Source organism: Bacteroidales bacterium, assembly GCA_041671145.1.
Taxonomy (GTDB): domain Bacteria; phylum Bacteroidota; class Bacteroidia; order Bacteroidales; family JAHJDW01; genus JAQUPB01.
Window position 1 is genome coordinate 1 of the sequence record JBAZBZ010000007.1, and the last position, 11,954, is coordinate 11,954.

The 11,954-nt window shown below is 30.7% G+C and carries 11 protein-coding genes; 8 read left to right on the forward strand and 3 right to left on the reverse strand.

What is annotated here, in order from left to right; genetic code table 11:
* Window positions 1-183 precede the first annotated feature (183 nt).
* Complete coding sequence (locus tag WC223_03875) at window positions 184-1,356, forward strand: YCF48-related protein (GenBank protein MFA6923373.1); 1,173 nt, start codon at window positions 184-186, stop codon at window positions 1,354-1,356.
* A gap of 149 nt (window positions 1,357-1,505) precedes the next feature.
* Window positions 1,506-2,075, forward strand: a complete 570-nt coding sequence (locus WC223_03880; protein MFA6923374.1) for a hypothetical protein — start codon at window positions 1,506-1,508, stop codon at window positions 2,073-2,075.
* Window positions 2,076-2,142: 67 nt separating this feature from the next.
* On the opposite strand, the gene WC223_03885 is transcribed toward WC223_03880, so the two are convergent.
* Window positions 2,143-3,528, reverse strand: a complete 1,386-nt coding sequence (locus tag WC223_03885) for an IS4 family transposase (GenBank protein ID MFA6923375.1) — start codon at window positions 3,526-3,528, stop codon at window positions 2,143-2,145.
* Window positions 3,529-3,680: 152 nt separating this feature from the next.
* On the opposite strand from WC223_03885, the gene WC223_03890 reads away from it, so the two are divergent.
* The 4 genes from WC223_03890 to WC223_03905 all read left to right on the forward strand — a co-directional run bounded on the left by WC223_03890 (window position 3,681) and on the right by WC223_03905 (window position 7,288).
* Window positions 3,681-4,349, forward strand: a complete 669-nt coding sequence (locus WC223_03890; protein ID MFA6923376.1) for a hypothetical protein — start codon at window positions 3,681-3,683, stop codon at window positions 4,347-4,349.
* Between the two features lie 38 nt (window positions 4,350-4,387).
* Window positions 4,388-5,791 (forward strand): hypothetical protein, encoded by a 1,404-nt coding sequence (locus WC223_03895; protein ID MFA6923377.1) that lies wholly within the window; start codon window positions 4,388-4,390, stop codon window positions 5,789-5,791.
* Window positions 5,792-5,878: 87 nt separating this feature from the next.
* Window positions 5,879-6,499 carry a hypothetical protein gene (locus WC223_03900; protein ID MFA6923378.1) on the forward strand — a complete coding sequence of 207 codons (621 nt, stop codon included), beginning with the start codon at window positions 5,879-5,881 and terminating at the stop codon, window positions 6,497-6,499.
* 18 nt (window positions 6,500-6,517) lie between these two features.
* Window positions 6,518-7,288 carry a hypothetical protein gene (locus WC223_03905; protein MFA6923379.1) on the forward strand — a complete coding sequence of 257 codons (771 nt, stop codon included), beginning with the start codon at window positions 6,518-6,520 and terminating at the stop codon, window positions 7,286-7,288.
* 11 nt (window positions 7,289-7,299) lie between these two features.
* Here WC223_03905 and WC223_03910 read toward each other — a convergent pair whose 3' ends face one another.
* Window positions 7,300-8,706 (reverse strand): hypothetical protein, encoded by a 1,407-nt coding sequence (locus WC223_03910; protein ID MFA6923380.1) that lies wholly within the window; start codon window positions 8,704-8,706, stop codon window positions 7,300-7,302.
* A gap of 62 nt (window positions 8,707-8,768) precedes the next feature.
* Window positions 8,769-9,932: a prolipoprotein diacylglyceryl transferase family protein gene (locus WC223_03915; protein ID MFA6923381.1), complete on the reverse strand. Its 1,164-nt coding sequence runs from the start codon at window positions 9,930-9,932 to the stop codon at window positions 8,769-8,771.
* Between the two features lie 137 nt (window positions 9,933-10,069).
* Here WC223_03915 and WC223_03920 point away from each other — a divergent pair, with 137 nt between their 5' ends.
* Together WC223_03920 and aroF are read left to right on the forward strand one after the other, a co-directional pair.
* Window positions 10,070-11,077: a CBS domain-containing protein gene (locus tag WC223_03920; GenBank protein MFA6923382.1), complete on the forward strand. Its 1,008-nt coding sequence runs from the start codon at window positions 10,070-10,072 to the stop codon at window positions 11,075-11,077.
* Window positions 11,074-11,954: 3-deoxy-7-phosphoheptulonate synthase (gene aroF, locus WC223_03925; protein MFA6923383.1), on the forward strand; the 881-nt coding region annotated here is incomplete at its 3' end. The genes WC223_03920 and aroF, both read left to right, overlap by 4 nt.

Sequence of the window (11,954 nt, forward strand, 5' to 3'; positions counted from 1 at the left end):
GCAAACAATCTGAACTCGAAAATTTACTTCCGCAAAACTGGGCTAAAAATCAATAACCGCCTGTAGATACAAAATATTTACTTCTTAAAAAAGATGTAGCTGGTCGTGGGCTTACAAGGAGTGAAAAAAAATTAATTATTAATACTAACCTGTTGTGAGAAATACTTCGAAAATTTAAAAATTATGAAAAAAACTATATTAAGTTTTGGATTAATTTCCTGTTTGTTTTTTACGGGAAATGCTCAATGGTTAACTATTACTTCTGGAATAACAGCTAAATTAGATGCCATTCATTTTATAGATTCGCAAAATGGATATTGCTCTGGTGGATTTACAAATACTCTTGAAACAACAGACGGAGGAAACAATTGGAAAAAAGGGTCTTCACAAGGGTTTAGGGATTTTGGTTTTTATAACAATACATATGGTTACGGGGCTTCAATAGGAGTTATATCCATGGCTAAAACGACTAATGGAGGATTAAGCTGGACATCTATTACACCTCCCACTTCTAACTCTTTGTGGGCTGTTTCAGCTACAAGCTCCACTACAGCATATTTTGTTGGAACTGGAGGTGTTTTATGGAAAACAATAAATGGAGGTTCAACAGTTACCATCGGAAATTCCGGAACAACAGATCTTTTGACAGATATAGTATTTACAAATACCACAACAGGATTTTTAGTGGTGCAAACTGGAGAAATAAAGAAAACCACTAATAGCGGTACATCATGGAGTACGGTTCATACAGTAACTAGTAATTTATTGACAGAAATGTTTTTTGTTGATAATAATGTAGGGTATGTGATTGGTGGTGGTGGAACTGTTGTAAAAACAACAGATGGAGGACAAAATTGGACTACTTTAACAACTAATAGTACGAGTTATTTGCAAGGTATAAATTTCTTTAATGCAAATAATGGAATTGTCGTAGGAACAGCAGGAACAATATTGTACACTAATGATGGTGGGACAACTTGGAGTTCACAAAATTCAGGAACCACAGAAGATCTATTTGATGTATCAATGTTATCTACAACAAGTGCTATAGTAACTGGAGATAATGGCACTATTCTCAAAAACAATAATATTATTTTTGGTATAGAAAATAAAATATTATCAATTGATATTATGCTATATCCTAATCCAGTTGCAGATAAATTAACATTAGAACTCCCTCAAACATCAAAACAAAGCACTATTACAATTTATAATATAAATGGAGCTGAACTAATAAAGCAGCAAGCAATCACAAACAAAACACAAATTGACATCAGCACTTTGCCAAGCGGAATTTATTTTGTGAAATTGATTACTGACAAGACAGTTGAAGTTAGAAAGATAATAAAAGAATAAAGCCCAGCCCCCAACATGTGGTTGCATCAACCGCCGTTTCGTGCCGGTAGATAAAACCGCAAGTTTTTTTAGTTCGTTATATTTTGATATATTTGTGCGAACAACTCGGCGGCGGCTGCAACCACCGGGCGTTGGGGGTAATGCAAAAAATGAATTGCGAAACTGACAAAAATAAAAGAGTATTATCTAAGAAAGACAAAAGAAATATTGTCTTATGTTTAGTATTTATGGCATTGATAGCATTCACAATGTTTGAATTTAAAATTCAAGATTATTCTCCTTGGAGTCAAATGCTTAATTCAATTGTATTACCAATTATTATTTTGATTTTTTTGATACTGTGGAATTTCAGGAAAAAGATTTTTACGAGACTAAACAACCTGAAAGCAAAAGGTTATTTTATATTGATAATTGTTTTATTTTTAATGTCTGCAACTATTTCGATACCGTTTTATGGATTTTTATCATTAGCAAATAGGACACTGGGACATAAGACAGATTATTTATTAAAAGGAGAAATCATCAAGCTTGATAGTACAATATCTATTAATAATGGATTGACTTCTTTTCATTATTCAGTTCGAGTTAAAGAAAATTCAACTGACAAAGAATATGAGTTTGAAATATATCAAGACGAATATAAAAAGTTGAAAGAGAATTCCGTTTTTGAAAAACATTTAACAAAAGGAAGTTTGGGATTTATATATTTGAAAGAATAAAGCACTACCCCCCAACATTAATGGCACTAACATAAGCTATTATTTGTATTTTTTGTATTTTCCTTGTTTAGTGATTCTTGGATATTTTCTCCATTTTTTTCGTTTTGGCAATATCTCCTTTCTTATTAATGCATTCAGTTCTTTTACGACCCGTTGACCATTTTGAATATACTCTTCCCTTTTTATCAACAAGAACATTCTTATTAAGCGTATAGAATTTTTGAATGAAATCTTCTTCGGGGGGAAAAGGCATCCCTTCGATGCTTTCAAAAATAATTTTTCGTATTAAATTATACGATGCCAACGCAACATTTAATTCCTTTAAAACCATTTCAGGTGTTTTAGAACGCAATATATTAATATCCATTATGGTTTTCATTTCACGTATGCTAATTTCAATATCCCATCTTGTCAAATACTCTGTTTGAAATTCAATAGCAGCAATATGCTCATCCAATACTGTAGAATGCAGCACGTATTCTGTTCCTTCTGGACTTTTACATCTTATTTGCCTTAACTTGATTTTATTAGGTATCTCTGGCTTTTCCTTTAACCATGGAGAGCGTTTATCAGGTGATTTAATTTCTATTATTTCATCATCCGAACTAATCTTTTTTACTAAAGTGAAATTTCTCTTTCGTTTACATGGAACAATTATATCTATTTTCTTACTTATACATTTTGCAATTATTTCGTAACAATTATATAAATCGTCCAGTAATAATACACTTCTTTCCGGTATGGTATCTATTAAATCGTAAAATACAGCTAATTCACTAGTGTGGCGATTTGTTAATCCAAAGTTATAAACCTGTCCTGTGCCTCTTTTAATAAGACCTACTATTAGTCCCTGTGGGTAACCCTTACTCTCTTTACCATTGTGTTTTACTGCATATTGCTTTCTCAATTCGATGGTATCCTGCATCTGTACATAAGTTCCGTCACCTATTAATACCAAACGATTATGCCAGTGTGAATATGTATTATTTGTGTTTTGTATTATGCTTAATTTAAAAATATCTTCTGTCATCTCTACTGGTAATCTTTTTCTTGCTTTACTATATGCAGCAGTGTTCAATGATATATCTTGCTCCTTACTTTTGGGAATACTTAAAGATTTTTCTCTTGGACGACCAATTAATTTTTCTTTCTTTGTCTTTTTATTATAATCTTCAAATTCCGATTTAACCTTTGTTATCAATTGCTCCCGATTTTTTTGATGAATGGAATAATAAAGAGCTACAGAATTTTTTAGAGATTTGTCCTCTTGTGTAGCTGTAAGAACCATCGTTAATAATGTGTTCGTCTCTGAAAAAATCCTGTCTCTTGAAGATTCTGTTGCTTCTAAATTCAAAATATTTTTCGGAAATACTCCTTCCATTAGATTTAAGATGTTTTTTTTCTGGCAATCCTGTATCATAGTACTTATTGCTAATGACCTATTTTGTTTCATTTTATCTTTTTTTGATTTAATTATAGGTCAAATATAATACTTTTTTATTTATGTTAGTGCCATTACTCTTGAGAGGAGACATAGAGGTGTGTCTTTTTAACTGAAAACTATAAACTAACTTTTAATATTAACCTTTAAAACTTAAAAAAAACATGAAAAAAACAATTGCATTAATCGCGTTAACAACATTTATTTTGGGAAAAGCAAACTCTCAGAATGTGCAAAGAGTTAATATTGCTTTGAATCCTTCTTATATCAAGCTTTTTGATGACAAGAAAATAAGCTGCTTAGGGTTCGGAACTGCTTTAAATTACACTGTTTCGAAAGATAACAAAACATTTGCATCAGCAAAATACAATTATTATTTGCCAAGCAAATTCAGCTATCAGCCAACTTTGTTTAATAACAATAATTCTAATCTCGACCAAGTAGATTTAGCTGGCACAGCAAAATTATTTCAATTTTCTTTCGCATTACAAAGATACTTTATAGGAGAATATCAGTACGATTTTTCTGTTTACGGTTCTTTAGCATATAATTTCATAAAAGGAACTTACACCTATAACCTCAAAACACCCGATACTAATTTGGATTACTCTTTTGTTGATGGAACAAAAGAAAAATTGAACGGAAAAGGATTAAGCATAGGTGCTGGTTGCGAGAAAAAATTTGGTGCTTTTTATGCTTTTGCCGATGTAACTTACAATCTGAATTTTAATAAAGCTTCTTCTATATCCAATACATTTGATTATCCTAATGAAGGCACTAAAATACCTTCGTACATAAACTTATTATTAGGAGTTAAAATAGCTCTTTTCTAAATAACCATAATAGTATTAACTTTTAAAATTACAAAAACATGAAAAAAAATAATTTGGTCATTGCATTTCTAATACTTAGTGTTAGTACATTTGGACAAACATTAATAAAAGGAAAAATTGAAGAGATAGATAGAAAAAATGTTTTATTAGATTATCTTTTAAAAACAGAAAATGAAATATATTGTTTAAAAAAACCAATACAATTGTCTTGGACACAAAAAGATTTGCCTACAATGATAGTAAAATATAAAATTGATAAAGAAAAAGGTATTTCAAAAGAAAAAGAAACCATCTTTAATATTGATAGTAAGAAAATATCATTTGGAAATGTATTTCGCTTTGGAAACAATGAAACTAAAAGTATATTTATAGGATATTCACAGGAGTTTGTTGACAATAATTTTACGCTAAAAAAAGGAATAAAAGGCAGGTTTGTTGTTGAAAAGTACGACGTTGAAGGAAAAATGATAAATTCTTTTGGTGTTGATAAAAAAACAATTAATAATAAAGATTATTTTTTTGATGTTGCAGTATCTGAAAACGGCAAGCATATAGGAATTATAAACAATACCGATTATTCGGTATATAATTCCGAAGATTTTAAGTTAGAAAAAATCTTTAAATTAAAAATTATGCCCGAAAAAGATAAAGCAACGTTTTTTGTCTTATCCGACGGAAGCTTAATTTTTGTTACTAAAACAAATCCAATTATAGTAACTAAATGCGATATTAAAACCGGAGATGTTAAAGCTATTCAGATTGCATTTAATAACGAAAATAATTTTGGAGCGGTATTTAAAATAGCTGAAGATGAAAAATGTTTAATGATTGCATGCTGCTATAACGACCAGAAAAACAGCGATGCAAATACTACGCTTGTTAAAGGAATACAATTATTCGGAATTGATTTATCTTCATTTGAATTGAAAGACAATATTGATTATTCTTTAGGCGATGACATAAGAGCAAAAATGGAATATAAAAAGAAAATCGAATATTTAAGTATAATAGATATTTTTAAAATTAAAGATGATTATATTATAATTACTAATAATACATGGACTTATAGCTCAAAATATGGCTCAATCACATATAACAATAATATTTTATTACTTAAAGCAAATAATAATAATAAAAGTTTTAATATTATAAAAAGGAGCGATTTTAATGCCGACCTATATACATATAGCATTAACGGCAAACCATATATTATATACTCTAACGATACTAAATCAAGAGCAACAGGTTCAGAAACTAATAAAAGCAAATTATTATCTGTAGAAGTTGATGGAAACTTAAATAATAAAATTACATTTAAAGAAGATTTTACTTCAAAACAAATAAAACTTGTGGATTTACGTATGTATAAAATGGATATGAATAATTATTTTCTAATAGTAAAGGAAAAAGACCAATTAATGCCAATAGTATTAACTTTTTAAAGTAAAAAACTTGTAAATTAAATCCATTCCGAAAGTTTTAAACTTTCGGAATGGTATTTTATAAAACTATTGCAAAATAAAAAAGCAATGAAGAAAAAAACAATTCAAATTATTTTTATAACAACATTATCGTTTTATTATAATAATGCAAGCAGCCAAATTGGTCTGCAACTAAGCTATATAAAACCAAGTGGTTTGTACGGATATTATTTTAAACCCAGTTTAGGAACAGAACTGTTTTATAAATTTCATGATTACGAAGAGAAATTTAACATGGGGCTTTCTTTGGGCTTTTATAAACCAAAACCAAGATTGGATACCTTTCCCGATTATAACATACAGTATAGTAATGGGACTTATACTTTACTGCCTGGATATATGATATATAAAAATTATTTTTTTATATCCATTGGAATTATTTCAGAATACAAATTCTTAGACACAAAGTTAACGCCTTTAGTAGGATTAGATGTAAATGTAAATATGCATAACTTCGATTACGAAAATTATATAGAAACAGCTAAGGATATTGGTTATTCGGGCGAGCAAGTTGAAATAGCAATTGTTCCCAGAATAGGAATAAAATATGAATTGGAAAAAACATGGGTGTTTTCCGCAGGTATAGGCAAGAGTATGGGATATGTTTCCAATAATTCAAAGCAATCGTATTGGAAGCCATATATTAGTGTTTGTTACTATTATCAATAATCATAAAAAAATAAAATCATGTTAAAGAAAAACAACATTATTATTTTCGCATTTGCATTTTTGCTTTTAGCATCATGTAAAAAAGGTAATTTCGACCTTTTTAAAAATCGTAAAAATAGCTTGCCAGAAGTTAAAACCGTTTCGGCAGAAATGCTGAATGACGATGTAGTAAAAATTACAGGTGAAGTAACTTATGCCGGAAAATCGGCAATGGAATATACCGGTTTTTGCATAAGCACAAATCCTACACCTAAGATGTTAGATAATCAAATTTTACTAAATGGTACCGTTGGAAAATACAGTGCGGAAATTACAAACCTTGAACCAAACCAAGTTTATTATTTCAGAGCTTTTGCCGCAAATGTATATGGATATGTTTACGGAAATATAATAAGGTTTGAAGTGCCAAATCCACAACCGCCAACTGTTCCATGTACTTTAGCAAATAACGTTTTAATTCGAAATGGATACAGCTACAATCTTATTGATAAAGACACAACGCAAACAACAATAACTGCATCCACCTCAAGTGGTCTTTCTATCGAATTAAGTTTCCCCAAAAAACCGGTAAATGGCATTTATACAACTTGTAACTATTCGAATTTAAATGACAACTTTAGAAATGTATATGTAACATTAACCGATTATGGTGTTTATTCAATAAATGCAGGTGGAAAAGTGTATGTATCAATTGATGCTACAAGTGGAAAAATGTCAGTTTCATTCTGCGAATTATATTATACGGCATCTTCTGTTGTTGAATTAAAAGGAAAGATAACACTCAATTGATTTACTCATATTCATTTTTGATTACTTATTTTTGAAATTATTTCCGCAAATTTCTCTGTGCCTCTTATTTTATTAAAATCAATATTATTATGAAGTTTTAAAACATCACTAAAACCAAATACAACAGCTTTTTCAAGCGAAGATAATGCCTTTTCTTTTTCATCAAGTTTTGCATAGTAGCAAGCGGTGAGATAGTAACAATCAGGATTTTCGGGGTCAACCATTGCATAAATTTTTAAAAACTTTTCAGCTTGTTCAGGTTGGTTAGAGTTTAATATGGCATTTGAATTTGTATATCCCGAAATACTTAGGAATGCAAGCAATCTATTATTCATCAATTGTATTTCCTTGTCGGGATTGTTTTTTGTTTTTGAAATTATTGTATTTATTTCTTTTATCCACCAGTTAATGTCTTTTGAATTCAGATTTTCGCTGTATTGCTGACATTTTGTGAGTTCTTCATTTAAAAGCATTTCGTTTTTTGCAAGTATTTTTTTTAATTCAGGAGTTGCTTCAATTTTTGCAAACTCCGATTGGTATTTATTTACATCAGCGAGTCCTTCAAGAAAAGAAACCATTTTTTTATATGCTGCATAAATCTCATAAGTTGAATTTTTCTTTTTTAATTCAGCAATTTTATTTTCATTTGATTTAATAAAATTAGTAATCAACGTATCGTTTCGTGAAGTAAAATTATTTTTCATGGAATTAAATTCAAGCCAAATAAAACCATCTTCCATACATTCTTTTGGCGGCCATTCGTGTTTTCCGTTAAAAACAACAAGCTGGTGGTTTATATTATTTTTTTCAAGCATCTTGTCAAATGCAACCATTTCAAGATAATTGAAATCAGTATTACCTGCAAAGCCAATAAAAGAGAATTTATTTTGCTGAGGAAAATTTTCGACCGGAAAACCGGCAGAACAGCCAATAACTGCCGACATATCGTTTCTGTTGATTGCTATTGAAATTGCAACCCGCGAACCACCTGAAAATCCGCCAGTAAATATTTTGTTCCTATCAAATTTTACTTTTTCGAATACATCTTCAATCATTGTATTTGTTGTATTATTTATTTCGTCAAAATTCATTCCGTTTTGCGAATTGTTTGAACCAACAAGGATATAACCATATTTTTCGGCTAAATCCTTATATTTTGAAACAGGGAAATTTCCCCTGCCTTGAGGGTCGAAGAGAAATATTACAGGCAGAGGTATTGATTTATCAATGTTGGTAGGCATGTAAAGAGCATAAGTAACAGAATTGTTTTCTGCTGCAATCTGATTTGTTACTTTGCCTATGCAGGATTTATAATCGAATGGAATACGTGATTTGTTTTTATCTTTTCCATTGCTGTTGCCGCATGAATAAAGAATAAAAAGTAATATAAAAACTAAAAAAGCAAAATATTTTCTCATAGTTAAGTGTTTAGTAATTTGCGCCTTTCGCCTTGTTTTTCTTACTACTTACGACTAAATTCTTACGACTTTTTTCGTTCGGTTTTTCTAATATACTTTAAAAATATAATTCCGAAAATGCCTGTCAAAATTAATGAAAATGAAATAATTTCTGCCTGAGTTATTCCTTTTCCGAAAATATTGTATGGCGGATTGATTCTTATTCTTTCAATAAAGAAACGTTCTACACCGTTAAATATAAGGTAAACAGAAAAAAGTACACCCGGAGTTAAAAACTTTTTTCGCATCGACCAGAGTATAAAAAACATTAAAATACATGAAATTGTTTCGTAAAATGGAGTTGGAAAAACAGGATGGTCAAGCATAAAACAATGTTTTGAAAAACAGTCGGGAATTCTTATGCCTTCATCAATTACATTATGCGGATAATTGAATGCCCACATCCAGTCAGGCAAAAAGCCGAGCCAATGCGGTTTAGCAAGAGTATTTACAATTCCCCAGTCACCGTCGCCGGCAAGCTGACATCCGATTCTGCCGATTCCATAGGCAAGAATTAAACCGGGTGCAGCCGAATCAATTAAGTGAAAAAGAGCAATTTTATTTTTTCTGGCATAAATAAGTATTGCAATGGCAGCACAAATCAAACCGCCGTAAAAAGTTAATCCGCTGAAAGAAATCATAGCACTAATCGGGTCGTATCTGAATTCTTCAATATTTTCGAGATTATGAAAAATCTTTGCTCCTATTAATCCGAAAATAGCTGCAAGGAAAACTATGTTTCCTACCAAATCGTGTGGATATATAGTTTCTTCAACTTCCACCGGTACTTTAAGTTTTTCTTTTTGTTTGGCTCTATATTTGCTGTATGCAAGAAAACCACCGAACACCAAGCCACCTATAAAATTTCCTTCACCTGATAAAATGAAATGCTGAGGATTATTCACGAAGGTTTGATAATTTAAAATAATATCAATTAATTTGAACCCGAGAACAAATCCCAAAACACCGTTAAGTAAGAGTTCGGTTAAAGTCGCGGGGTTTCCTTTTATTACTTTTATATTATGAGGACTTAAAACGCCTGATTTTTCCTTGCGCTTCAATTCGAGTACAAGAGTCCATGCTCCAAGTAAAAATGCAAGAGCCATAAAAAATCCGAATGTCTGTATCGGCAACGGAATATTTATTCCGAATAAATCTTTTAATAAATCACTTAAAGTTGGATACATGAAATTAGTTTAAAGTTTAAAATTCAAAGTTAAAAAGTTTTTGGTAATTATTAAATCATAAAATATTATGCTTTAAAATGCTTTAATTTATTGAAACTTATTTTAACTTTGCGGATAATTAAGACAATGCAAACCAAATGAAGATATCTGCTTCAATATATTCAAACAAAGAAAAAGATTTTACGGAATTGATTAAAGAGCTTGATGCTCACAGAATAGATTATTTTCATATTGACTGCAATGATGAGCCCGAAGTTTTTGAAGACATTAAAAACATAAGAAAAGTCAGCAATACAAAGATTGATTTGCATTTGATAACACCAACTCCCGAAAAATATTATGATTTGATTTCTAAATATAATATCGAAAATGTTACTTTTCAATTTGAAAAATTAAAAAACAAAATTGATGTTTTCTCTAATAATAGCTCAAGCTATGGATTGGCAATAGTTTCCGAAACCGACATAACCGTTTTTGATGAATATAAAAACTCTTTTTCCCATATTTTATTCATGTCCACAACTCCCGGAGTGAGCGGAGGCAAGTTCAACAGAAACAATTTTAGAAAAATAAGATTATTTAAAAACCTTTATCCTGAGAAAAAAATTTTTGTTGATGGTGGTGTAAACGAAGAACTATCTTTTATTCTGAGAAACATGGGCGTTTATGCTTCTGTTATCGGTTCATATCTTTTCAAAAACGATTACATAGGCTCTGCATTGCTGAACCTGAAAAGCGATAATATTGAATCGCATTATCTTGCCAGTGATTTTATGCTCGGACTTGATGAAACTCCTGTTTTGAAAATAAATGAATTCGGTTTTTATGATGTTCTTATATCAATCGAAAAATATCAGCATGGCTTGACAATTGTAGTAAATGAAAATGGTGAACTTGAAGGATTAATTACAAATGCTGATATGAGAAGGGGGCTAATAAAAAATTTCAATGACATGAACAATATTGATATAAATACTATTATCAACCGTAATCCCGCATACATTTATGAAAAAAATACTGTAACGGAAATTTTGAATTATATAAAATCATTAAATTTTCCGGTATTGTATTTACCTGTTGTTGATGAAAAAAAACGGTTAACGGGAATTTTAAAATTTAATAATCTTATTAAAGGTGAATTATGATTTTACACTTGGATAAAAATGCTGCTCCTGAAGTAATCAAAGAATTGGCTTCTTTTTACGAAGCGATTGCATTGAAAGATGAACATAACATTATTCTTGTTACTTCATCAGCAATTAAGAATGTTGTTGAAAAGCACAAACAGCATATAAAAGAGAGTTTTGTTTTCGACAGCGACATTCAGCTTTCGAGCAGAAAATACCGCAACAACACATGGCAGGTAAAAATAGGAAATAAATCAATCGGCGGAAACACAAACAATACTGCGGTAATTATTGGACCTTGCTCAATTGAATCGGAGGAGCAAATTGAAAAAACCTGTGAATTACTGAAGAAACACAATTTGACAATGCTGCGTGCAGGGAGTTTTAAACCACGTACTTCACCTTATAATTTTCAGGGAATGGGAATCGAAGGTTTGAAAATATTAGCAAAAATGAGAGAAAAATATGGTTTCAGTATTATCAGTGAAGTCCGGGATTCAAGCCATATTGATGATGTTATTGGATATGCTGACGTTATTCAGATAGGAGCAAAATCCATGTATGACCATGGAATTTTGAGGAAATGCGGAAAATCAAAAAAACCCATATTGCTAAAACGTGGATTCGGCACTACCTTACAGGAGTTTGTCCAGGCATCGGAATTTATTCTTTCAGGAGGAAACAGCAATGTTATACTTTGCGAGAGAGGAATTCGAACTTTCGAAACTAAAACACGCTTTACATTAGATTTGTGCGGAGTTGCATATTTAAAAGAACATATAAATCTTCCGATAGTTCTCGACCCGAGTCATGCAATGGGTTATTCTTACGGCGTTTCTGCTCTTTCGAGAGCTTGCATGGCAATGGGTGTTGACGGACTTTTAATTGAAGTGCA

What these genes read in the sequence shown, in the direction of transcription:
- WC223_03875 (MFA6923373.1), top strand. Translation starts at nt 184, where the DNA reads ATGAAAAAAACTATATTAAGTTTTGGATTAATTTCCTGTTTGTTTTTT.
- WC223_03880 (MFA6923374.1), top strand. Translation starts at nt 1,506, where the DNA reads ATGAATTGCGAAACTGACAAAAATAAAAGAGTATTATCTAAGAAAGAC.
- WC223_03885 (MFA6923375.1), bottom strand. Translation starts at nt 3,528, where the DNA reads ATGAAACAAAATAGGTCATTAGCAATAAGTACTATGATACAGGATTGC.
- WC223_03890 (MFA6923376.1), top strand. Translation starts at nt 3,681, where the DNA reads ATGAAAAAAACAATTGCATTAATCGCGTTAACAACATTTATTTTGGGA.
- WC223_03895 (MFA6923377.1), top strand. Translation starts at nt 4,388, where the DNA reads ATGAAAAAAAATAATTTGGTCATTGCATTTCTAATACTTAGTGTTAGT.
- WC223_03900 (MFA6923378.1), top strand. Translation starts at nt 5,879, where the DNA reads ATGAAGAAAAAAACAATTCAAATTATTTTTATAACAACATTATCGTTT.
- WC223_03905 (MFA6923379.1), top strand. Translation starts at nt 6,518, where the DNA reads ATGTTAAAGAAAAACAACATTATTATTTTCGCATTTGCATTTTTGCTT.
- WC223_03910 (MFA6923380.1), bottom strand. Translation starts at nt 8,706, where the DNA reads ATGAGAAAATATTTTGCTTTTTTAGTTTTTATATTACTTTTTATTCTT.
- WC223_03915 (MFA6923381.1), bottom strand. Translation starts at nt 9,932, where the DNA reads ATGTATCCAACTTTAAGTGATTTATTAAAAGATTTATTCGGAATAAAT.
- WC223_03920 (MFA6923382.1), top strand. Translation starts at nt 10,070, where the DNA reads ATGAAGATATCTGCTTCAATATATTCAAACAAAGAAAAAGATTTTACG.